Origin of the sequence: Cupriavidus sp. D39, from assembly GCF_026627925.1 — a bacterium.
Taxonomy (GTDB): domain Bacteria; phylum Pseudomonadota; class Gammaproteobacteria; order Burkholderiales; family Burkholderiaceae; genus Cupriavidus; species Cupriavidus ulmosensis.
Genome location: NZ_JAPNLE010000009.1, coordinates 1,775,915 through 1,797,755, shown reverse-complemented (window position 1 = coordinate 1,797,755; position 21,841 = coordinate 1,775,915). Strand labels below are relative to the sequence as shown.

Annotated in this window: 17 protein-coding genes, 2 tRNA genes and 3 pseudogenes; 11 read left to right on the top strand and 11 right to left on the bottom strand. The window is 64.6% G+C overall.

All coding sequences use genetic code 11. The features are described from left to right. Nucleotides 1-5 precede the first annotated feature (5 nt). The 4 genes from pstB (at nt 6) to phoR (ending at nt 3,778) form a co-directional block, all read left to right on the top strand. Entirely contained in the window at nt 6-794 is a 789-nt protein-coding gene (pstB, locus tag OMK73_RS20270; protein ID WP_020202891.1) for a phosphate ABC transporter ATP-binding protein PstB, read from the top strand. Between the two features lie 55 nt (nt 795-849). Beyond that, a complete protein-coding gene (phoU, locus tag OMK73_RS20265; RefSeq protein ID WP_267603691.1) occupies nt 850-1,554 on the top strand; it encodes a phosphate signaling complex protein PhoU in 705 nt (234 codons plus the stop codon). A 23-nt stretch (nt 1,555-1,577) separates the two neighbouring features. Further along, nucleotides 1,578-2,285: a phosphate regulon transcriptional regulator PhoB gene (gene phoB / locus OMK73_RS20260; RefSeq protein ID WP_043347578.1), complete on the top strand. Its 708-nt coding sequence runs from the start codon at nt 1,578-1,580 to the stop codon at nt 2,283-2,285. Between the two features lie 149 nt (nt 2,286-2,434). Continuing rightward, nucleotides 2,435-3,778 (top strand): phosphate regulon sensor histidine kinase PhoR, encoded by a 1,344-nt coding sequence (gene phoR, locus OMK73_RS20255; protein WP_267603690.1) that lies wholly within the window; start codon nt 2,435-2,437, stop codon nt 3,776-3,778. Nucleotides 3,779-3,845: 67 nt separating this feature from the next. On the opposite strand, the pseudogene ppk1 reads toward phoR, so the two are convergent. Then, nucleotides 3,846-5,928 (bottom strand): annotated as a pseudogene (ppk1, locus tag OMK73_RS20250) (polyphosphate kinase 1). Between the two features lie 184 nt (nt 5,929-6,112). Here ppk1 and ppx point away from each other — a divergent pair. After that, nucleotides 6,113-7,645 carry an exopolyphosphatase gene (ppx, locus tag OMK73_RS20245; protein ID WP_043347570.1) on the top strand — a complete coding sequence of 511 codons (1,533 nt, stop codon included), beginning with the start codon at nt 6,113-6,115 and terminating at the stop codon, nt 7,643-7,645. 83 nt (nt 7,646-7,728) lie between these two features. Here ppx and OMK73_RS20240 read toward each other — a convergent pair whose 3' ends face one another. From OMK73_RS20240 to OMK73_RS20225, 4 genes are all read right to left on the bottom strand, one after another. Further along, a complete protein-coding gene (locus OMK73_RS20240; RefSeq protein WP_082054896.1) occupies nt 7,729-8,583 on the bottom strand; it encodes a GNAT family N-acetyltransferase in 855 nt (284 codons plus the stop codon). 135 nt (nt 8,584-8,718) lie between these two features. Next, nucleotides 8,719-9,195, bottom strand: coding sequence for a SixA phosphatase family protein (locus OMK73_RS20235; RefSeq protein ID WP_267603689.1), 477 nt, complete (start codon nt 9,193-9,195; stop codon nt 8,719-8,721). A 390-nt stretch (nt 9,196-9,585) separates the two neighbouring features. Then, on the bottom strand, nt 9,586-9,807 hold the full coding sequence (gene infA / locus OMK73_RS20230; RefSeq protein WP_006157708.1) for a translation initiation factor IF-1: 222 nt from the start codon (nt 9,805-9,807) through the stop codon (nt 9,586-9,588). Between the two features lie 774 nt (nt 9,808-10,581). Further along, nucleotides 10,582-10,658, bottom strand: a tRNA-Pro gene (locus OMK73_RS20225). 399 nt (nt 10,659-11,057) lie between these two features. Here OMK73_RS20225 and OMK73_RS20220 point away from each other — a divergent pair. From OMK73_RS20220 to OMK73_RS20210, 3 genes are all read left to right on the top strand, one after another. Then, the gene (locus tag OMK73_RS20220; protein ID WP_267603688.1) at nt 11,058-11,354 is read left to right on the top strand and encodes a hypothetical protein; all 297 of its coding nucleotides are present in this window, start codon (nt 11,058-11,060) and stop codon (nt 11,352-11,354) included. Nucleotides 11,355-11,398: 44 nt separating this feature from the next. Next, nucleotides 11,399-12,274: a GGDEF domain-containing protein gene (locus tag OMK73_RS20215; RefSeq protein WP_267603687.1), complete on the top strand. Its 876-nt coding sequence runs from the start codon at nt 11,399-11,401 to the stop codon at nt 12,272-12,274. Nucleotides 12,275-12,402: 128 nt separating this feature from the next. Beyond that, a tRNA-Arg gene (locus OMK73_RS20210) sits at nt 12,403-12,479 on the top strand. Nucleotides 12,480-12,780: 301 nt separating this feature from the next. On the opposite strand, the gene OMK73_RS20205 is transcribed toward OMK73_RS20210, so the two are convergent. From OMK73_RS20205 to OMK73_RS20185, 5 genes and pseudogenes are all read right to left on the bottom strand, one after another. Then, complete coding sequence (locus OMK73_RS20205) at nt 12,781-13,617, bottom strand: tripartite tricarboxylate transporter substrate-binding protein (protein ID WP_324291752.1); 837 nt, start codon at nt 13,615-13,617, stop codon at nt 12,781-12,783. Nucleotides 13,618-13,847: 230 nt separating this feature from the next. Next, nucleotides 13,848-14,903, bottom strand: coding sequence for a porin (locus OMK73_RS20200; protein ID WP_267603686.1), 1,056 nt, complete (start codon nt 14,901-14,903; stop codon nt 13,848-13,850). Nucleotides 14,904-15,026: 123 nt separating this feature from the next. Then, nucleotides 15,027-16,253 carry a spinster family MFS transporter gene (locus tag OMK73_RS20195; RefSeq protein ID WP_267603685.1) on the bottom strand — a complete coding sequence of 409 codons (1,227 nt, stop codon included), beginning with the start codon at nt 16,251-16,253 and terminating at the stop codon, nt 15,027-15,029. 207 nt (nt 16,254-16,460) lie between these two features. Continuing rightward, nucleotides 16,461-17,435, bottom strand: coding sequence for a fumarylacetoacetate hydrolase family protein (locus OMK73_RS20190; protein WP_267603684.1), 975 nt, complete (start codon nt 17,433-17,435; stop codon nt 16,461-16,463). A 4-nt stretch (nt 17,436-17,439) separates the two neighbouring features. Beyond that, a pseudogene (locus OMK73_RS20185) lies at nt 17,440-18,217 on the bottom strand (cyclase family protein). 162 nt (nt 18,218-18,379) lie between these two features. Here OMK73_RS20185 and OMK73_RS20180 point away from each other — a divergent pair. From OMK73_RS20180 to OMK73_RS20170, 3 genes and pseudogenes are all read left to right on the top strand, one after another. Further along, nucleotides 18,380-19,068, top strand: a pseudogene (locus OMK73_RS20180) (GntR family transcriptional regulator). 144 nt (nt 19,069-19,212) lie between these two features. Next, complete coding sequence (locus tag OMK73_RS20175; RefSeq protein ID WP_267603682.1) at nt 19,213-19,539, top strand: cupin domain-containing protein; 327 nt, start codon at nt 19,213-19,215, stop codon at nt 19,537-19,539. Nucleotides 19,540-19,837: 298 nt separating this feature from the next. Continuing rightward, a complete protein-coding gene (locus OMK73_RS20170; protein WP_267603681.1) occupies nt 19,838-20,725 on the top strand; it encodes an alpha/beta hydrolase in 888 nt (295 codons plus the stop codon). A gap of 102 nt (nt 20,726-20,827) precedes the next feature. On the opposite strand, the gene fabI is transcribed toward OMK73_RS20170, so the two are convergent. Then, the gene (gene fabI, locus OMK73_RS20165; RefSeq protein ID WP_267603680.1) at nt 20,828-21,616 is read right to left on the bottom strand and encodes an enoyl-ACP reductase FabI; all 789 of its coding nucleotides are present in this window, start codon (nt 21,614-21,616) and stop codon (nt 20,828-20,830) included. Between the last annotated feature and the right edge of the window lie 225 nt (nt 21,617-21,841).

Sequence of the window (21,841 nt, the reverse complement as noted above, 5' to 3'; positions counted from 1 at the left end):
CGAGCATGACCTCGACCGTCATCGACATTCCCGACACGACCCGCGCCAAGATCGACGTGCGCAACCTGAACTTCTACTACGGCCAGTTCCATGCGTTGAAGAACGTCAACATGTCGATTCCCGAGCGCAAGGTGACGGCCTTTATCGGCCCGTCCGGCTGCGGCAAGTCGACCCTGTTGCGCACCTTCAACAAGATGTACGCGCTCTACCCGGAGCAGCGTGCCGAGGGCGAGATCAACATGGATGGCGACAACCTGCTGACCGCCAAGCAGGACATCGCCCTGTTGCGCGCCAAGGTTGGCATGGTGTTCCAGAAGCCCACGCCGTTCCCCATGTCGATCTATGACAACATCGCCTTTGGCGTGCGCCTGTTTGAGAAGCTGTCGCGCTCGGAGATGGACGACCGCGTGGAGTGGGCACTGTCCAAGGCGGCGCTGTGGAACGAAGTCAAAGACAAGCTCAACCAGTCGGGCTACGGCTTGTCCGGCGGCCAGCAGCAGCGCCTGTGCATCGCGCGCGGCATCGCCATCCGCCCCGAAGTCCTGTTGCTGGATGAACCGTGCTCCGCACTCGACCCGATCTCGACGGGCCGGATCGAAGAACTGATCGCCGAGCTCAAGGACGACTACACGGTGGTGATCGTCACGCACAATATGCAGCAAGCTGCGCGCTGCTCGGACTACACCGCCTATATGTACCTGGGTGAACTGATCGAATTCGGCGAGACCGAGAAGATCTTCATCAAGCCGCATCGCAAGGAAACCGAAGACTACATCACCGGCCGTTTCGGCTGATTGAGCGTTAAGCACATAACGCATAGCATACGAATAGAGCGGCTAGGAGAGCACCATGTCTGACAAGCATCTGTCGACCCAATTCGACGCCGACCTCAACGCCATCAGCACGAAACTGCTGCAGATGGGCGGTCTGGTCGAGTCGCAGATCGAAAACGCCATGCGGGCGCTTTCGGAGTTCGACGCGGGCCTGGCCGACCAGGTCATCGCGCGCGAGCATCACCTGAATGCCCTGGAACTCGAGATCGATGCCGATTGCGGCAACATCATCGCGCGCCGGCAACCGACCGCGCGCGACCTGCGCCTGGTGATGGCGATTTCCAAGACCATCACCAACCTGGAACGCGCGGGCGACGAGGCGGAGAAAATCGCCAAGCGCACCAAGCACATCATGGAAGACGCGGGCGCCCACCAGATCAACTATTCCGAGGTGAAGCTCTCGGGCGAGATGGCCATCACGCTGCTGCGCCAGGCACTCGATGCCTTTGCGCGCCTGGACACCGTGGCTGCCGCCCGGATCGTCAAGGACGACAAGGCCATCGACGACGAATTCCGTGCGTTCGTGCGCAAGCTCATCACCTATATGATGGAAGACCCCCGCACGATCTCGGTCGCGCTGGATTTCCTCTTCATCGCCAAGGCGATCGAGCGCATTGGCGACCACGCCAAGAACATCGCTGAATTCATCATCTACATCGTCAAGGGAACCGACGTCCGCCACGCCTCGCGTGAGGACATGGAGCGCGAAGCGCTGAGTTAAGGCGCCACCGCGGAGAAAATTACATGCCAAGCAGCATTCTTGTTGTCGAAGACGAACCCGCGATTGCCGAACTGATCGCGGTCAACCTGCAACACGCGGGACATTATCCGATCCGGGCCTATAACGCCGAGCAGGCGCTGTCGCTGATGAGCGACGTGCTGCCCGACCTGGTGCTGCTCGACTGGATGCTCCCGGGCAAGTCGGGAGCAACCTTCGCCAAGGAACTGCGCAATAACGACCGCACCAAGCAGATTCCGATCATCATGCTCACTGCGCGCAGCGAAGAGCAGGACAAGGTGCTGGGGCTCGAGGCCGGCGCGGACGACTACGTCACCAAGCCGTTCTCGCCCAAGGAACTGCTGGCCCGCATCAAGGCCGTGCTGCGCCGCCGCGCCCCGCAACTGACCGACGACGTCGTTGCCATCAATGGCCTGCGCCTTGACCCGGCCACGCATCGGGTCACCGGCCAGGACGAATCCGGCCTGATCAAGCTGGACCTCGGTCCTACCGAGTTCCGTTTGCTGCACTTCCTGATGACGCATCCGGAGCGCGTCCACAGCCGTTCGCAGTTGCTGGACCAGGTTTGGGGCGATCACGTGTTCGTGGAAGAGCGGACCGTCGACGTGCATATCAAGCGCTTGCGCGCCGCGCTGACCCCCGGCGGCTACAGCAACATGATCGAGACGGTGCGCGGCAGCGGCTACCGCCTGGCGCGCGCGCCGAGCCACTGATACCCGGCTTGCCACGCCGTCGCCGGCGTGGCGCCTGTTTGCCTGCGAGTCGCTTGCCAGTCGCCTGTTGCTTGCTTGTTGCCCGTTTCGTGGCACACTCCACCGCATTCCATGCGGTCTTGCCGCCTGCCCGACCTTCTCACTTCTTCATGAACGTCATCTGGGCCCGTTCGGCGGCCATCCTGATTCTCCTGGCCCTGGCTTCGGCCGGGCTGTACTTCGTCCTTGGCCCCGTGCCTGCGCTGGCCGTGCTGTGCGTCGGGTTGCTGGGGCATCTGCTCTACTACATCTACCAGATCAACCGGCTTTGGAAAGTGCTGGATGCGCCTGCCTATGGCGAGATTCCCAGCGCGCTGGGGCTGTGGGGCGAGGTGTATTACCGCCTGCATCGCCTGGTCAAGCGCTGGCGCACCCAGGTGCTGCAGGTCGAGCAGCAACATACCCGCTTTATCCAGGCCATCCAGGCGTCGCCCAATGGCGTGCTGATGCTGGACGATGCCGACCAGATCGAATGGTGCAACGATGTGGCCGAGCAGCATTTTGGCCTCAATGCGCGTCGGGACGTGCGCCAGCGCATCACCCACCTGATCCGGCGGCCGGAATTCGTCCAGTACCTGCACTTGCAGCGTTTCGATGAGCCGCTGGTGATGCGCGACATGGGCGAGCACAAGCGCAGCGTGATCGCCGTGCAGATCCTGCCTTATGGGGATAACCGCAAGCTGGTGCTCACGCACGACATCACCAAGGTGGAGAACACCGAGGCGATGCGCCGGGATTTCGTCGCCAACGTCTCGCACGAACTGAAGACACCGCTGACGGTGCTGACCGGCTTCCTGGAAACGGTGCGCGACCTGCCGGTGTCGGAGCAGGATCGCAACCGCTACCTCGACATGATGCTGGTGCAGTCCATGCGCATGCAGCACCTGGTCGAGGACTTGCTGGTGCTGGCCAAGCTGGAAAGCGACGAGGAGTCGCCGAGCCTGGACCGGATCGACATGGCCGAACTCGTTGCGCACCTTGTGCACGACGCCGAGGCGCTGTCCCAGGGCGAACACCAGATCTCGGCGCAGATCGATCCGGCCGTCATGATCCGCGGTGCGGAGCGTGAACTGCTGTCGGCCTTCGGCAACCTGGTTTCCAACGCGGTGCGCTATACGCCGGAGGGTGGGCGCATCAGCATCGCGCTGACGTACGAGAACGAGCACGCCATTTTCTCGGTCACCGATACGGGCCTGGGCATCGCCGCTGACCATATCCCGCGCCTCACCGAGCGCTTCTACCGGGTCGACCGGAGCCGTTCGCGCGATACCGGCGGCACTGGCCTGGGGCTCGCCATCGTCAAGCATGTGCTGTCGCGCCACCATGCCGACCTGCGCATCACCAGCGAAGTGGGGCGCGGCAGCGTGTTCCGCGTGGTTTTCCCGGGCGATCGCAGCGGCTATTGGCCTAGCGCCTTGCCGCGGCCTGGCCAGTCGCCGCAGAAGGCGGCCTGACCCGCGCTCGCTCGCGGCGTTGTGCATGGCACGGCGCACGCGAGGCGCGCCGTGCCGATCCCAACCCTCAGGCGCTGCCGAACAGGGCCAGCAGGTCGTTCTGGCTGACGTGCGGCTGCTTGGACTTGGTGTGCTTGCGGGTGTAGCTGCCGTCGGGTTGCATGGTCCATGCGGAGGCATTGTCGTGCAGATGCACCCGCAGGCTCTCCTTGATGACCCGCGCCTTCAGTACCTTGTCCAGCACCGGGAATGCCACCTCGACGCGACGGAACAGGTTGCGGTCCATCCAGTCCGCACTGGACAGGTAGACCACCTCGGCACCGTCAACCAGGAAGTAATAGACGCGGTGATGCTCGAGGAAGCGCCCGACGATGGAGCGCACCGTGATGTGCTCCGACAGGCCCGGCACTCCCGGGCGCAGCGCGCACACCCCACGGATGATCAGGTCGATCTTCACGCCGGCGCGCGACGCCTTGTACAACTCGTCGATGATCGATGGCTCCAGCAGCGCATTCATCTTGGCCATGATGCGCGCGGGCTTGCCGGCGCGGGCGTTGCGGGCCTCCGCGCGGATATGCTCCACCAGGTTGCTCTGCATGGTGAATGGTGACTGCCACAGGTGATTCAGGCGGATGGTGCCCGCGGTACCCGTGAGCAGCTGGAACACGTGCTGGACGTCCTCGCAGATCTGCTCGTTGGCGGTGAGCAGGCCAAAGTCGGTGTACAGCCGTGCGGTGCGCGGATGATAGTTGCCGGTGCCCAGGTGCGCGTAGCGGCGCAGCTTGAACTGCTTGCTCTTGGCGCTATCCAGTTCGCGCCGCACCATCAGCAGCATCTTGGCATGGCACTTGTGGCCAACCACGCCGTAGACCACATGCGCGCCGGCGGATTCGAGCCGCTCTGCCCAGTTGATATTGGTTTCCTCGTCAAAGCGCGCTAGCAGTTCCACCACTACCGTGACTTCCTTGCCGTTGCGCGCCGCGGTCATCAGCGCCTCCATCACCGGCGACTCGTTGCCGGTGCGGTAGACCGTCTGCTTGATGGCTACCACGGCAGGATCGACGGCGGCCTGCTGCAGCAGGTCGAGCACCGAGCTGAAGCTCTCGTAAGGATGGTGCAGCAGCACGTCCTGCTGGCGGATCGCGTCGAACATCGAAGCGCCGGGCACAAACACCTTGACCGGCGCCGGCACGTGCGGCGGGTACTTGAGGGCGGGGCGGTCGACCAGGTCGGGGATCTGCATCAGCCGCACCAGGTTGACCGGGCCGCTTACGCGGTACACGTCCTGCTCGCCCAGGCCGGATTCGAGCAGCAGGCGGCGCGCCATGGCCGGGGGTGTCGGCCGAAATCTCCAGGCGCACGGTGTCGCCGAAGTGGCGGGTCGGCAGTTCGCCCTGCAGTGCTTCGCGCAGGTCCGTGATATCGTCCTCTGACACGAACAGGTCAGAGTTGCGGGTGACGCGGAACTGATAGCAGCCGTTGACCTTGATAGCAGGGAACAGCTCATGCACGAAGCCTTGCATGAAAGACGACAGCAGCACAAAGCCGTAGGGATAGCCGGAGAGCTCCCCGGGCATCCTGACCACGCGCGGCAGCGCGCGGGGCGCCTGCACGATCGCCAGGTCGGCCTCCCGGCCGAAGGCATCCTTGCCCGACAATTCAATGACGAAATTCAGGCTCTTGTTGAGCACCCGCGGGAAGGGGTGGGCCGGGTCCAGCGCGATCGGCGTCAGGACCGGGCCGAGCTCGCGCACGAAGAAGCTGCGCGCCCATTCACGCTGTGCCTCGTTCCAGGTGGGGGCCAGGTGAAAGAACACCCCTTCTTTCTCCAGCAGGGGCAAAATCACGTTTTGCAGCATGTCATACTGCATTGCCACCAGCTTTTGCACGCGTTCCGTGACGATCTGGTATGCCTGCTGCAAGGAAAGGCCGTCGGGCGTGATGCCGGACGGATTGTCACGCATCTGCTCCTTCAAGCCGGCCATGCGGATCTCGAAGAACTCGTCCAGATTGCTTGAAACGATACAGATGAACTTCAGACGTTCGAGCAGTGGCACGTTGGCGTCAGCCGCCTGTGCCATGACTCTCATATTGAATTCCAGAATGCCCATTTCGCGGTTGAGCAGCGTGCCGGGTGGGCTTGTCGACATTGGCATGACCTTCTTTTGGTAATGCGGCGACTTTTTCACACAATCATGTCAAATTGATGACAATGTGATTTTGTCACGATGTAGACATGATAAAGACATATTTTCTATGGTTGGTCGAACCTGACTGCCCGACACCGTTATTTACGCCGCGGCTTGCGGCCTTTACCCACATTCCCCTACCGCGATGAACCAAACCCCTCGCCTGCTGGCCGCCGTCGACATGGGCTCAAACAGCTTCCGCCTGATGATCGGGCGGGTGGACGAAAGCCTGACCGCATCCGGGCCGGCCAGCCAGCTATTCCAGGTCGATGCGCTGCGCGAGCCGGTGCGCCTGGCCGCGGGCCTGACGCCGGACAAGTACCTGGACCAGCCGGCGCGCCGGCGCGGCATCGATGCCCTGCGGCGTTTCGGCGACCGCCTGCGCGATTTCTCCCCCGACCAGGTGCGGGCGGTGGCGACCAATACCCTGCGGGTAGCCAAGAACGCTTCGGAATTCCTGATCGAGGCCGAGCATGCGCTGGGATTCCCGATTGAAGTGATTGCCGGGCGCGAGGAAGCGCGGCTGATCTACCTGGGCGCTTCGCACGATGCGCCGGCCTGCGCGGGCAACCGGCTGGTGGTCGATATCGGTGGCGGCTCGACCGAGTTCATCATCGGCAGCGGCTACACGTCCAAGCTGATGGAGAGCCTCTACATCGGCTGCGTCTCGCACAGCCGCCAGTTCTTCCCCAGCGGCAACGTCGACGACTACGCGATGAAGCAGGCGGAACTGGCCGCGCGCAGGGAGATCCAGGTGCTGGTACGCCAGTACCGCGCTGCCGGCTGGCAGCAGGCGGTGGGTTCGTCGGGCACGGCGCGCGCGCTGGCCGAGCTGATCGAGCTCAACGGCATGAACGACAACCCGGCCGAGCACGGCATCACCCGCGAAGGGCTGGAGCGCCTCAAGCGCGCGCTGGTCAAAGCGGAGAACGCCAACCGGGTCAAGCTGGTGGGCCTGAAGGCGGACCGCATCCCCGTGCTGCCCGGTGGCCTGTCGATCATGCTCGGCGTGTTCGCCGAGCTCGACATCGATCGCATGGACGTCACCGACGGCGCGCTGCGCCTGGGCGTGCTTTACGACCTGCTGGGCCGCACGCACCACGAGGACATGCGCACCATCACCGTTGATCAGTTCATGCGCCGCTATGGGGTCGACCGCGCGCAGGCCCAGCGCGTGCGCCAGGCCGCGCTGGGCTTGCTGGCGCAGTTTCCCGAGCCGCGCAATGAGCGCCGCGACGACAACCTAGCGCTGCTGGGCTGGGCCGGCGGGCTGCATGAGATCGGCATGACCATCTCGCACAGTGGCTACCACAAGCACTCGGCTTATATCGCCACGCACGCCGACATGCCGGGCTTCTCAAAGACCGACCAGGCACGGCTGGCGACGCTGCTGCTCGGGCATGCCGGCAAGCTCGGCAAGCTCTCCGGCAGTGGCAAGTTCCTCGATTGGCGGATGCTCTTCAGCCTGCGCCTGGCGTTCGTGCTGTGCCGGCGCCGCGCCGACGAGCCGTTGCCCGAGATCACCGTGGGCCAGCGTTCGGATGCGCTGGACGAAGGCTTCGAGGTGCGCCTGCCGAAGGCCTGGATCGAGGCCAACCCGCTGGTCGAGTACAGCCTCGCGCAGGAAGCCGACGAGTGGGAACGCATCGGCAAGCGCTACAAGGTGGTGTACGCCTGAGCAAAGCGCGGGGGCAGCCGGATGGCTGCCCCCGTTTCGACAAGCGGCTCAGGCCAATACAGGCGGCGAGCGCCCGTGCAGGCTCAGGCGTCGCGGTTCAGGCCAAGGAAGTGGCGCGCATAGCGGGGGTTCATGTCGTTGACGCGCAGCAGCGTGAGGAAGTCCGCCACGTTGAAGTCGGGATCCCACGCCGGCATGCCGCAAATGCGCGCGCCTAGCCGCAGGTAACCCTTGATCAGCGCCGGCGGCTCTACGTCCAGCGTCTGGTTGAGCTCATCGATCGGCAGGGGCAGGCGCGGGAATGCGTGGTACTCGATCGGCGCCAGGGCGCGCTCGGCAAAGACCCGGTAGAGGCTGGCCGCGTAGTGGCCGCCATCGCTCATCGGCACGCTCGCGCATCCCAGCATCGACTCGATGCCCCAGCGCTGCAGATACTCGCCCAGGCCGCCCCACAGCGCCATGATCACGCTGCCCGAGCGGTAGTCGCGGTGCACGCACGAGCGGCCCAGTTCCACCATCTTGGGCTTCAGGTGAGCCAGGCGCACCAGGTCGAATTCCGACTCGGCATAGAGGCAGCCGATGCGCTTGGCCTGATGGGGTGCCATCACGCGGTAGGTGCCAACGACCTTGAGCGTGGCGGTATCGCGCACGATCAGGTGATCGCAGTAGGCGTCGAACATATCCACGTCAAGTTCAGGCCTCGACGGGTTCAGCCTGGCGCCCATTTCTTCGGCGAAGACCTTGTAGCGCAGGCGCTGCGCTTCTTCTACTTCATCCTGGTGGCGCGCCCACGCCACGCTGAAAGCAGGCTGGTCATGCGCTTGTTCATGTGCTTGTGCAGGTTGCTGGCGATGAAGACGCCTCCGCGCCGAATGGCCTGAGAGGCCACTGGGCAGGGAATCGAACAACGGCTGGGTGGGCGTCGGGAGCTCTCGCATCAGTATGTCCTTTCGGTGACGAAACTGTTGCGGTTGAATGTAGAGAGGGCAGGTGACAGTGCCGTGAAGCCGTCGTGACGGTTCCGTGACGGCGGCCCGGAAAGCCGGGCCGCGCGGGTGCGGGGTGCAAAAAAGCTAGAGAAATTCCGGATTGATGACAGCGCGCAACACTACCTGCGATTCGCTTTCGCGCGTGCGTCCCGACAGCCACCAGATGCCGCTCTTGCGCACGCTCCAGTTCATTTCCGAGCCCGCCAGCAGCAGGCTGGCAAGCCGGCCAAGCCAAGGCTGGTGGCCGACGAGCACGGTGTGCTCCGCGCCTTGGGGCCAGTCGATCGCGGCTAGCACCGAGCTGACATCGGCGCTCGGGGCAAGCTCGGGCAATACCTCAGCGTTCTCCCACAGGGCAGCGGCGGTCTCGCGGGTGCGCAGGGCGGGGCTGCAGACCACCCGCGTCACGGGAGGCAGGTGGCTGCGCAACCACGCTGCGGAGGCATCCGCCTGCTTATGCCCGCGTCTGGTCAGGGGGCGTTGCAGGTCGGCATTGCGGGAAAAGCCAAGCGCGCCAGACAACTCCTCGGCTTCGGCATGACGCCACAGGATCAGGTTCATGAGAGCAGTGTGCTCAAGCTAATGGGAAAAGGGATGTTTCGAGTATGGCCACGCGCTCAGGTGCGTGCAAGACGGGCAAACACCGGGCGGGCATGCAGCATGGCACGGCTGAATGACGCGCATGTGGCGAGCCATGCATGCCGGAAGCAGTGGCAACCTGGGGTGAAACGAGAGGGCAGCAACGGCAGGCAAGCCACCGGCATCGACCAGAACTCCAGGCCTGAGGCATCAGGATGGAATAGCCATCATGATTATTTCAGTGGAATCGTTCTTGTCGATGCTTGCAGGTGGCAATGGCCAGATGTTTCCCAGGGCGGGACCGCGGCGATGCGGTGCCCTGGAGCGCGGTTTAGCGCAACGCTCGCCGGCGGCGACGAGCGTGGAAGAAGATCAGACTTTATGGCGGAAGTTAATGCGGCCCTTCGTCAGATCGTAGGGCGACATTTCCAGCGTCACGCGGTCACCGGCCAGAATGCGGATGCGGTGCTTCTGCATCTTGCCCGAGGCATAGGCCCAGATTTCCACGCCGTTTTCCAGCGTCACGCGGTAACGGTTGTCCGGCAGGGCTTCCGAGACAACACCGCCAAATTCGATAAGTTCTTCCTTAGCCAATCTTCTTCCTTTACGGCAGCCTTGGGCTGCATGAATTTAGGTAAATCCGGTGAGGCGAGCGCCGGCAGGCATGCCTGCATGCTCGCGAGGTCCGGGTGCCAGCAGTGACAAGCGCCGGCTTGCTTGGTTGCGCCTTGAAGTTGCGGGAGGCAAGCTGACCCGGACCGGCACGGCAAAAAAAGCGCGTGCAAAAAGGTCCACGTTAGGGAATCGCCAGGGGCGCGTCAGTGCCCGGTCGATTGCCTTGCCGGTTGCGGCCCAAGCTAATGCGGCCGTGCTACCGTGATAGGCGCGGGGGCAATGAAGCGGGCAAGATGTTCCCGGTGACTTGCCGAACTGCGCAGCGAACTGCGCTGCGCAGTTCGCTGAATACTGCGCTGCAGTGTGATGGCTGCATTCCTCGGCAAGGGCGCCCGGTTACAGGGCATGCTGCATAAACCCCGGGCTAACGTGCGATTATATCATGGGTGTGCATTTGAGGCATGGCGCGCGCACGCTCGCCCTACCCGGATACGGCGACGAAAACACGAGAAAAAGCCCGCCGCCGGGTGGGTTGCGGGCTAAAAAGTGGTGTGGGCGGTTCGCGGACCCGCCCTGTGCCAGTGTGGGCGTTTCAAGCGTGCAGGGCATCCCATATTCATGGCATTGCCATTGGGTCGCTGCGTCGCAATCAAAGTAGGGTGGCCGCGTCGGCCAGAACAGGCCCGGACAAAATGAGGCGACAAAAAAGGCTTAGACCCTACGGTCTAAGCCTTTGATCTTGTTGCTAAATACTGGTCGGGGCGACATGATTCGAACATGCGACCCTCTGATCCCAAATCAGATGCGCTACCAGGCTGCGCTACGCCCCGAAGCGTCGGATTGTAGCCCGGCGGCAGGGCCAGGGTCAAATTTTACTTTTGCATCGGCCAAGCGAAGCGCCGGCCGGTGTGGGCATCGTCGCTGGGTTTGATGGATAGAAGGGTTCGCTTGACTTGGTCGCAAGCGCTGACATAATCCGCACACCGCAGCGGCCAGGCCCTGCGCCCGGTCAGGCGCAGAGGCAATCCGGGCCGCTAGCGGGACTGGCGCCGAACATGAGAATAAGAGTGCCCTCGCCACGATCGCGAGGCCCGGCCCCTGTCCGCCGGGGCGCATGAAGACGGTCGGAAGCTTAAAAAGAAAGTATGGCGAAAACCTCGGGTCCGCGCGGGTCCCGGGGCGCATGGTGGCGTGACGGAACGCCGCCTGCCAAGTTGGACGGGGAAATCATGTTTCAGTCGCAGGTTAGTGTGCTGGTCGCGGGCCTATTCGGGCTGCAGATGGCGGTGGTGTTCGCAGTCTTGCAGCGCGCACCCGGCATGGGCCGCGCCGGTTTGAACTCTTGGGTGGCGGGTGCGTTGCTGGTCACCGCAGCCACCGTCTTGCTCGCTGCGCAGGACTATCTGCCGGAATGGCTTACGCTCAATCTGGTGGATCTGGGCATGACGGCGGCCTTGTCCTTGATGGTCTATGGCACGCGCCGCTTCTTCGGCAAGCGCGGGGCGCGCTTGCGCTCTGCCTGCTGAACCTGGCGGTACTGGCCAATGCCGCCTACTTCGATTGGGCGGGCGTGTCGCCGACGGAGCCGGCGCTCGTCTTTATCCTGGCCAATATCTATCTTCCGCTGGGGTTGCTGCGCGTAGTGGCGCCGCAAGTGCGCGCCAAGCGCGGCACCGGCCGCCTGGCAGCGCTGTCGCTTGGGCTGATCGCGCTCGCTTGCGCGGCCATGGGCCTCTATCAAGCCATCGACCTCACGCTTCTGCCCGCTGGCCTCGCCTGGCTGGCGAAGCGGCCGCCCCGGGAATCGTTCACCATCCTGCACGCCTTTGGCATTGTCAGCCTGGCCGTGAGCTTCGCGCTGCTTGCCCACGATAGCCTGCGCCGGCGTCTGGAGCGCCGTGCCAGCTATGACGACCTGACCGACGTACTGTCGCGCGGACCCTACTGGGAGGCGCTGGAAGAGGCCTGCAAGCAAGCGGACCGCCAGCAACGCCCGCTGACCGTGGCGTTCATCGACCTGGATCATTTCAAGGCCATCAACGATCTCTACGGCCATTTGGCCGGCGACAGCGTGCTGCGCCATTTCAGCGGCCTGCTGCGCAAGTCCGTGCGCGCGGACGATTTCGTCGGCCGGCTGGGCGGGGAAGAGTTTGGCATCGTGATGCCCGGCACCGCGCTGGACCAGGGCCGGGCGATCAGCCTGCGCCTGAGCGCGCTGGTGCGCACCACCCCATGTCCATCCGAGCCGGATGCGATTTCTTACACGGTAAGCATCGGCATGGCCGAGCGGCTGCCGGGAGAGGGGGCCGATACTCTCATGCGCCGTGCCGACAATGCCCTCTACGATGCCAAGACCATGGGGCGCAACTGTGTGTCCACGCAGCCCATTGAACGGCTTGCCGGCATGGCGACGCCGCCGCGAATGCGGATTTCGCAGGCATCTTGAGCCGGGCTGTATCAGGCAGCGTGCCGACGCGGTAGGATCAGACGCGGGGCTGAGGTAGAATATCGGGCTTCGCATGCTAAGCGTTCAGCAGCATGCCAAGTCTTCAGCATTTCAGCAGTTCCTCCTGTCCGCCCTTAGCTCAGTTGGATAGAGCACTCGCCTTCTAAGCGAGCGGTCACACGTTCGAATCGTGTAGGGCGGGCCAAGCTTTCCTCGCTACTCAGGGGTTTTCCCTTCTCTTCGAAAGGCGAGGCGGGCTGGCTTGGGACAACCGGGGGACAAAGCCCGGCGCCGTCCTGCAAAAGTCGCGAATAGCTTGCAATAGCTTGCGTGTGGTGAGGGCATGTGTTGGCGGGGCGCAACATTGCATTGAGCGAATGCCCCGGTGCCGTTTCGTGGGCTGCTTATCTTCCCTCCGTGGGGCCGACCGAATTGACGCAGCAAGGCGCTTCGGTCGATGCATGGGCCGCCACACGTGCCGCGCCCCGTACCGCATTGCTGGCAGGTCAGGACTCTGCGGTAAAGCCGATCTGCTTCACGATGGGGCCCCACCGCTCGTACTCGGTCCTCAGCATCTTGCCCAGCTCAGCCGGCGATGAGCCGCCGGCCTCCAGTCCGAAGGTGGCTAGGCTGTCAATCACGTCACGCTGCCTGAGCGCCTGGCCGATGGCCGCCGCGGCGGCATCCATCGTTGCGCGCGGCGTCCTGGCCGGGGCGAAGAATGCATACCACTCGCCAAAGCGGATGGCGGGATAGCCCTGCTCGGCAAAGGTGGCGCAATCCGGCGTGAAGCGGGAGCGCGTCGGGGACGAGGTGGCCAGCACGCGGGCGCGGCCGCTCTTGAGGTGTGGCAGGCAATCGCCGAGTGGCGTCATCATGGCCGGTATCTGCCCGCCCAGCATGTCTTGCACGCCGGGCACCGAGCCACGGTATGGGATATGCCGCATTTCCACGCCCGAGGCCTTTTCCAGCAGCACCCCCATGAAGTGTGGGATCGAGCCGGCCGCCGGCGAGCCATAGCTGGCCGCTTGCGGATTGGCCTTGCACCACCCAATGAAGTCTTTCAGGTCGCGCACGCTGGCCGGCACGCCCGGGCCCACCGCCAGCGCGAGGGAAAAGGTGGCGGCCAGCGATACCGGCGCCAGGTCGTCGAACGGCCGGTATGACAGCTTGGGATAGGTGTGGGGATAGATGGACAGCATCGAGTGCGGGGTCACCAGCAGCACCGAGCCATCGTCGGCGGCCAGCCTGACGTTGTCGATGGCAATGCGTCCACCTGCGCCGGGTTTGTTCTCCACGTAGGCGCCCTGCGCGGCGTAGCCGCCGCGCAGCTTGTCGGCCACACGGCGGGCGCATCGGCGGTGCCCCCGGGCGGGAAGCCGCTGACCAGCCTGACCATGGCCGGCGTTTGCGCGCGTCCGGCCAGCGGCGCGCCGAGCGCGCCCAGCATGGCCGCGTGACTCAGGTGATGCACGAATTGGCGGCGGGTTGTCATGTCTCGTCTCCCTTCTTTCTTGTACTGTGCATTGTGGATTGTGTTTGGATTCTTGTGAGCAGGAGGGGGCGCTGTGCCTCAGAATCGATGCCGCATGCCAATCGCCGCCAGCGATCCCGAAGAGACGCCGCTGGCCCGGTCCGAGAGGTAGTTCGCGTAGAGGTCGGTCCGCTTGGACAGGTTGAAATCGTAGCCAACGGTCCACGTGTTGCGCGACTGCGGCGCATTGCCCACCGTTGAGCGCATGTAGGCATACGAGGCAAGCACCGAGCCGCGCCCGAGCGGGATCGATACGCCTGCCTGGCCGCCGTTGCGGCGCACATCGGTGGTCGCGTCCGTGGTGATGCGCTGGTACTGGGCAAAGGCCCGCACAAAGCCAAAGTCATAGCTGCCGCCGGCCAGGAAAGCCTGCTGCTTGCCGAAGCCGGGCGGCACGTTCACATCGCCGTCCGGCGTAGCGTTGAAGCGGAGCTGGATATATGACGCTACCGCGACCACTTTGCCTGCGATGTAGAGTGCGTTGAAGCCGAACTTGTTCTTCGACGTGTCGCCGGCTTTTTCTCCGAAGCTGTACATGGCCGAAGCCGATACGCCGCCGAGTTCCGGCGTGGTGTACGAGACCGTGTTGTTCCAGCTCGTGTCGCCCGTAATGGACGGGTTCAGGCTGCCGTTGGGGATATAGCTCTGCAACAGGACGGGAGCGAAGGTGGTGGAATCCGCAAACGGGTTGGAGCGGATCGCGGCGAGGAAGTAGGGGTTGGTGATGCGACCCACGCGCAATTGTCCCAGGTTGTCGTCCAGCAGGGACACATAGGCGTTGCGGCTGAACAAGGGGTCGGTAGCGACGCGGCCGGCGGCACCGGTGTCCGGCCGGAAGAAGCTCTCCAGCACAAATTGCGCGGAGCGGCCGCCGCCGAGGTCTTCCTTGCCACGCAGGCCCCAGACGGAGGTGGCCATGCCGCCGGAGCCCAGCAGCGCGGTACTGCTCGCCGTGCCTGGCGTGACGCTGCGCGCCACATACGCGTCCACGATGCCATACAGCGTGACGCTCGATTGGGCGTGAGCCGTGCAAAGCGCGCAGGCTGCCGCTACGCCTGCCAGGACATGCCTGGGGCGTTCCACAATGATCCTCATCTTGTCTGTCTCCTCGTTATTGAACCGTTCGGTTCTATGTGGTCTGCCTGCTTTGCCGGATGGATACGACGAAGGGCGCAGGACCGGCCCCTTGGTGCGTTGGTACCTCAGTGCCTCGGTGCGCTAGCAAGCCGCGACGTAGGCGCGCCGGCCCCAGGCCAGCAGCAGCCAGCCCAGCGCGATGGACGGGACCACCACGGTGGGAATGGCGTAGCGGATCATGGCGTCGGCATGAAAGACGTGATCGGTGACCAGTGCCACCGCGGTGGGCCCCACGCTCAGGCCGACCAGGTTGATCACGAAGAAGAACACCGCCGTGGCCTGGCCGCGCAGCCAGGGCGGCACGATGTCCTGGATGGTGGTGGGCCCCAGGCTGTTGGCCATGCTGCTGAAGCCCGCGGCGGCGCCCGCAAGCACAAGCGCCGCGCCCGCGCTCGAGGCCAGGACCGCGCCCAGCACCAGCGGGATCCAGGCCAGCGGCACCAGCAGGGTAATGGCGATGCGCGCATCCCTTCTTCCGCGCGCCAGCAACCGGTCGGCAAGCCAGCCGCTCGCTACGCCGCCGGCGGTGCCGAACAGGCTGACGGCCAGGCCGTACTGGATCCCGGCCTGGCTCGCCAGCCAGCCGTGATTGCGGATGAAGAAGGTGGGAATCCACGAGCCGAATGCATACGCTGCCATCGCAAGGAAGGCGTAGCCCAGCAATTGCGCGGTGAACGCCTTGCTGTGCTGCCTGGCGTAATCCCAGCCGGCGCGCAGAGGCGGTTGCTGGCGGGCGTGCATGACCGAGTCGCGCGCGGGTTCGCGCACCGTCAACAGCAGCGGCACGGCCAGCAGCCCGGACAGCCCCACGTAGATGAATGAGGCCTGCCAGGAGCGCACCTCGCCCAGCAGCGGCAGCGTGACCGCGTCCGCTCCCTTGATCAGGGCGATCACCATGCCACCCACCACGATCGACATGCCGATGCCGAGATAGATCGCGCTGCTGTACGCACCGAGCGCGGCGCCGCGCCGTTGCGGGCGGAACGCGTCGCAGATCAGGGAGTACGCCGCCGGCGCCAGCGCGGCCTCGCCCACACCCACGCCGATGCGGGCCAGGAACAATTGCGTGTAGTTGTGCGCCAGCCCGCAGCTGATGGTCATCATCGACCACACCACCAGCCCGCCGACGATCATGTTGCGGCGGTGCCCGCGATCCGCATAGCGGCCCAGCGGCAGTCCCAGCACGGAGTAGAAGATGGTGAAGGCCAGGCCCTGCAACAGGCTGATCTCGGTGTCGCTGATATGAAGGTCGGCGCGGATGGGCTGGATCAGCAGGGTGAGGATCTGCCGGTCGATGAAGGAGAACACGCTGGCGACGACCAGTACGCCAACCAGGTACCAGGCCGCCGGGGTGGATGGGTAGCGGTGCCCGGTCGTGGGGGTGGCGCGGCGGGTATCGTGGTGGGAGCAGTGGACCCGCCGGACGCGATGGCTGCGGCATTTTCAGGCATGAGTTGTCTCCTCGCCGGCTGCGCGGCGATATGGGTGTTCCAGACTTGAAAAAGGGGGCTGGCGCTAGCGGCGGACGCGGTTACGCAGCATGCCGATCTGGGGGATCTCGATCTCGACGAGGTCGCCGTCAGCCAGCCATTCGTCGCGCTCCAGGCCGCTGCCGTTGCCGACGGTGCCCGAGCCCATGAACTCTCCGGGATGCAGGGTTTCGTCGCGCGATACGTGGGCGATCATCTGCTCGAAGCGGTGCACCATGGCGGCGCTGTCCCCGCGCGAGCGCTCGACGCCGTTGATACGGCTGATCATGGCGAGAGAGTAAGGGTTGGGCAGTTCGTCCGGCGTCACGATCCACGGGCCCATGGCATTGCCGGTATCGAAGTCCTTGCCCTTGGCAGGGCCGAAGGGGCCGGCCATTTCCTGTTCCTGCAGGTCGCGCGCGCTGAAATCGTTGAGCAGTGTGAAACCGAACACGTGCTCCATGGCCCGCTCGGGCGGGATGTCGCGCCCGGCCTTGCCGATGAAGATGCCGAACTCGACTTCGTAGTCCAGGCGGCTGCAGGCGCGCGGCCAGCGGATTTCCGCTTCCGGGCCCACCACGCTGAAGCGGTTGGCCTTGTAGTAGAGCGGCTGCGTGTAGAAGACCTCAGGCAGGCGGATCTGGTCCGGCGTGGGCAGCGGGGCTGTGTCGCCGGTGCGCGCGGCACGCAGCCTGGCAATGGCGGCACCTGCCTGCTTCATGTGCCGCTCAAATACGGAGAAGTCGCGCATCTGCTCGGGCACGGGCACCGGGGCCAGCAGTTGCACTGCGGCGAGGGGAATCCAGAGCTTGCTGTCGTCCGGCGTGCGCGCCAGCACCTCCCGCGCCCTGGCCATTCCCACAGGCCCGGAGCGCATCAGGGACAGCATGTCAGTCAGGCATTCGTCCGGTAGCTCAAGCGCCAGCGCGGCGGCGCGCAGCGCGAGGATGCGCTGTCCGGCGCGATCCACGTGGCCAATCGCGGCATGGTGGCGGGCATCGGCAAAGGTTGCCAGGATCATGGTCTCAGTCCTCGAAAATGGCCACGGCACGGACGAATCCGGCGGACGCGGCTTTGATCTTGTAGGGAAAGCAACTGACGGTGAAGCCGGTAGGGGAGGCTGTCCAAGTTGGCGAGTTTTTCCATCTGGCCGTAGCCGATCTCGCGCCCGGCCTTGTGGCCTTCCCAGATCAGGGAGGCATCGCCGGTTGCCTGGAAGCGTTCGCGCGTATAGGAGAACGGCGCGTCCCAGCTCCAAGCATCGGTGCCCACCACGCGCACGCCGCGCTGCAGCAGCCACAGCGTGGCCTCGCGGCCGATGCCGCAACCCTTGTCGAGGTAGGCGGGCGTGCCATAGGCAGCGCCCGCCGAGGTATTGACCAGGACGATATCGAGGGGCTGGACGTCGTGGCCGATGGCGATGAAGGCGTCGGCCATTTCCGCGGCGGTGACGACGTGGCCGTCCGGCTTGTCGCGGAAATCCAGCCTGACCCCGGGCGCGAAGCACCACGCCAGCGGCAGCTCGTCGATGCCGATCGCGCGGCGGCCGCCGTCCATGGTAGAGGCGTAGTGCCAGGGTGCATCCATGTGCGTGCCGCTGTGGGTGGTGATTTGCAGGTCCTCGGCGGCCCAGCCCTCGGCGTCCGGCAACTGGCTCGGATCCAGGCCAGGGAACATGGCGGCAAGCTGCGCCGCCCCGGTCTTGTGATCCAAGTAGGAGATCTTGGGAAGCAGCGGGGGCGGATCCGACGGCACGCCGTTTTCTAGCGTGACCGACAGATCGACGAAGCGTCTTTGGCGCATTGAAAGTGTCTCCTGGTCGGCTCGCAGGCACGCTGGCGAGCCAGGTTGATGGTTCTCTGGGTTTTCTTGGGCTCTTGTAACGAGCCATTTTGTCGGTAGTTTATATTTTTATCGATAAAAAGCAAGTTGACATATAGAACTGACTTCAGCGACGATAGCGCCATGCTCGATGAATCCACCATAGAAGGCCTTACCGACGAAGACACGCTGACCGAGGTCGCGGTGAGCCGGCTGGTCGACGACATCCTCGCCGGCACCCTTGCGCCAGGCCAGAAGCTCCTGATTGCCAAACTCAGGCAGACCTATCAGATGGGCGCAACGCCGCTGCGCGAGGCGCTTTCGCGGCTGTGCTCGCTTGGCTTCGTGCGCAACGAGACCCGCCGCGGGTTTCGCGTCACGCCGGTTTCACTGGCGGACTTGCGCGACATCACCCTGGTGCGGACTACCATAGAAACCGCGGCGCTACGCCAGGCAATCGAACTCGGCGACGATGAGTGGGAGGTTGGCCTGATCGCCGCGTTCGCCAGGCTGGAACGTACCGCGCAGCGGCTTGGCACGGAAACTCAGCAGTCCGAGGGGGCCTATGAGCCTGCCCACAAGGCGTTTCACACCGCGCTGCTGGCCGGCTGCGGCTCCCCCGGCTACTTGACCTGCATAGCCTCTACTACGATCAGGCGAAGCGGTACCGCCTGTTCACCATGCGCGGTGTGGCTAGCCCAGAGGATTTTATGAATGAGCACCGGAAATTGATGGAGCGAACTCTCGGCGGCGATGCTGACGGCGCCTGCGCCATGCTGGCCAGTCACTTGCACCTCACCCTTGAGGCTGCGTCAGCCAAACTGCCTGCCTGAGCAGCCGATTCCTTCGCACCTGTGGGACGATGGCAAGCACCCTGCGATGTCTGGACCGCTTCTGCGCCCCACTGGCGGTTGATTCACGGCGAACAGGGCGCCGCTGGACCCGCAGCCAGCTTCTGAACCGGAGGAGAGCGCACCATGAACTATCGCGTCGAGCCGAAGTTCATCTTTACCGACAGCCGCGCCGTGCCTTGGCAAGACTCCAAGCTTGCCAAAGGTGTTCAGGTCAAGAATTTGGGAAAGGCCAATGGCAGGGCACTTCAGCTTGTTCGCTTTGAGCTTGGTGCGGTATTTCCACGACACGAGCATCACGGTCCCGAGTTCATCTTTCTGCTGGAAGGGGACGCCATACAGAACGGACATCGGCTCATGCCTGGCTGGGTCGCTGTTGCGGAACAGGGCACCATCGATGACAGCTTCCGTAGCGAGAGCGGATGCCTGTTTCTCTTTCATTACTCCATTTGACCCGGTGACGCTCGAGATCCGACACCTATTGGGCAGACGTCCAACCCGTCCATCCGTATGAGTGACTTCGAAGCAAGCGGTCACACGTTCGAATCGTGTAGGGCGGAACATTTTCTCCCCCGCATTCCCCATCGAGAGCCTCCAGAGCCTCCAGAGCCTCCAGAACCGGCATCGCATCGCGAACATCGCGGATGCGCCGCCGCTGGCCGCCAGTCCGGACTAGGATTTCGGGGCTGGCCGTGGTCTTTGTTTTTGTCACGGCGCCTTTCCCGAGGCCATTTTCCGTATTCCCATTCCCATGGCGAAGTCCACCCCAGGCGCTGGCAGGAAGCTCCGTTACTGGCTGGCCGGCGGCGCCTGCCTGCTGATGCTGGCTGCCGTTGCCCGCCATGCCTTGTTCCTGGCGGTCGAGGAGGACGTGTTCGAGCCCAAGCCGGCCGGCGCGGCCGACGCGATGACGCCGGACCGCCTGGGCGTCGCGTCGCGCCAGTTCGCGTTTGCCAGTGGCGAGCGCATGTTGCGCGCCTCTTGCGTCCTGGCGCAGGGCGGTGATGCGCCCGCCGTGCTGATCTACCACGGCGATGAGGAAAACCTGTCCGACTGGGCCAGCGCGCAGGCGCTGCTCTACCGCAACGGGATCTCGTCCTGCGTGTTCGACTACAGCGGCTACGGCGCCAGCGGCGGCAAGCCCCGCGTGGTCAACCTGCGTGAGGACGGCTTGGCTGCATATGGACAGTTCCTCGCCATGACGCCGCGGGCCAGCCGGCGCTATGTGATGGGCTTTTCACTGGGATCCGGGGTGCTGCTGGATGTGATCTCCGCCTTGCGCCCGGCGCCCGCCGGCCTTGTGATTGCCGCAGGCTTCACGTCCGCGCGCGAGGCGGCGGTGGTGACGGGGCGGGTGCCGGCGTGGATCGCCAGGCTGCTTCCTGAGCCGTGGGACAACGAGGATCAGCTGCGAAAATCGGTGCTGCCGCTGCTGCTTGTGCACAGCCGCGCGGACGAGGTGATTCCCTTCGCGCATGCCGAACGGCTGGAGCGCGCTGCCGGCGGCCCCAGCCGGCTGGTGGCGCTGCCGGCGCTGCCGCACGATGCGGCGATCCAGCCGGAGCGGCAGGAAGCGTTCTGGGCGCCCATCGTCGCTTATCTGCGCTCGGGCCGCCTGGCCGGGCAGGGTGCCGAATAGGCTGCGCGCGCTGTGCCGACGGGCGGGCACCAAAGGGGCGTCGGCCAAAGCCGTACGCCCCATTATTGCGATGGCCGCCGCGCGAGGCGGCCGTGCCGGGATTTACACTTCTTCCGCCAGGCTCGCGCCCACCGTATTGAAGCCGGCGTCCACGTAGGTGATCTCGCCGGTCACGCCGCTGGACAGGTCCGACAGCAGGAAGGCGGCCACGTTGCCGACCTCGTCGATGGTCACATTGCGGCGCAGCGGCGCTGCCTCTTCGATGTGGCCCAGCAGCTTGCCGAAGCCCTTGATGCCGGAAGCGGCCAGGGTCTTGATCGGGCCGGCGGAAATGCCATTGGCGCGAATGCCGCGCGGGCCCACCGAGGCGGCCAGGTAGCGCACGCTGGCTTCCAGCGATGCCTTGGCCAGGCCCATGGTGTTGTAGTTCGGGACCACGCGTTGCGCGCCGAGGTAGGTCAGCGTCAGCAGCGAGGCCTTGTCCGACAGCATGGGCAAGGCGGCCTTGGCCAGCGCGGGGAAGCTGTAGGCGGAGATGTCGTGCGCCACGCGGAAGGATTCGCGCGAGAGGCCTTCCAGGAAGTCGCCGGCGATGGCCTCGCGCGGCGCGAAGCCGATCGAGTGCACCAGGCCATCGAGCTTGTCCCAGCTCTGGCCGAGCGCGGCGAAGGTGGCGGCAATCTGCTCGTCGCTGCCAACGTCGCATTCGAACACCAGGCTGCTGCCGAATTCCTTGGCAAAGTCGTTGATGCGGTCCTTGAACCGCTCGCCGACATAGGTGAATGCGAGCTCGGCGCCTTCGCGCTTGCAGGCCGTTGCGATGCCGTAGGCGATCGAGCGGTTGGACAGCAAGCCGGTGATCAGGATTCGCTTACCTGCGAGAAATCCCATAACTTCTCCAATGATCTTCGAGATGGACGGGCACGTTTCGTGCAATGGCGTCCGGGTTGCGGCGCGCACCGCGCGGCGGCTGCTTTGCAGCAGGCTGACGACCGGCAAGACGGCGGTGCCGCGTACTGGAATGTCCGGATGGCTGGATGCCAGCCGAACCCATGTAAAATTGTCTCATAACTTGACCGCGCCGCCGAAGGCTGCGGACTATCCGATTCAGGTGGA

Coding starts and splice junctions, on each gene's coding strand:
- OMK73_RS20175 (WP_267603682.1), top strand. CDS start 19,213: ATGAACTATCGCGTCGAGCCGAAGTTCATCTTTACCGACAGCCGCGCC.
- phoR (WP_267603690.1), top strand. CDS start 2,435: ATGAACGTCATCTGGGCCCGTTCGGCGGCCATCCTGATTCTCCTGGCC.
- ppx (WP_043347570.1), top strand. CDS start 6,113: ATGAACCAAACCCCTCGCCTGCTGGCCGCCGTCGACATGGGCTCAAAC.
- OMK73_RS20235 (WP_267603689.1), bottom strand. CDS start 9,195: ATGAACCTGATCCTGTGGCGTCATGCCGAAGCCGAGGAGTTGTCTGGC.
- OMK73_RS20240 (WP_082054896.1), bottom strand. CDS start 8,583: ATGCGAGAGCTCCCGACGCCCACCCAGCCGTTGTTCGATTCCCTGCCC.
- OMK73_RS20190 (WP_267603684.1), bottom strand. CDS start 17,435: ATGATCCTGGCAACCTTTGCCGATGCCCGCCACCATGCCGCGATTGGC.
- phoU (WP_267603691.1), top strand. CDS start 850: ATGTCTGACAAGCATCTGTCGACCCAATTCGACGCCGACCTCAACGCC.
- OMK73_RS20220 (WP_267603688.1), top strand. CDS start 11,058: ATGTTTCAGTCGCAGGTTAGTGTGCTGGTCGCGGGCCTATTCGGGCTG.
- fabI (WP_267603680.1), bottom strand. CDS start 21,616: ATGGGATTTCTCGCAGGTAAGCGAATCCTGATCACCGGCTTGCTGTCC.
- phoB (WP_043347578.1), top strand. CDS start 1,578: ATGCCAAGCAGCATTCTTGTTGTCGAAGACGAACCCGCGATTGCCGAA.
- OMK73_RS20170 (WP_267603681.1), top strand. CDS start 19,838: ATGGCGAAGTCCACCCCAGGCGCTGGCAGGAAGCTCCGTTACTGGCTG.
- pstB (WP_020202891.1), top strand. CDS start 6: ATGACCTCGACCGTCATCGACATTCCCGACACGACCCGCGCCAAGATC.
- OMK73_RS20200 (WP_267603686.1), bottom strand. CDS start 14,903: ATGAGGATCATTGTGGAACGCCCCAGGCATGTCCTGGCAGGCGTAGCG.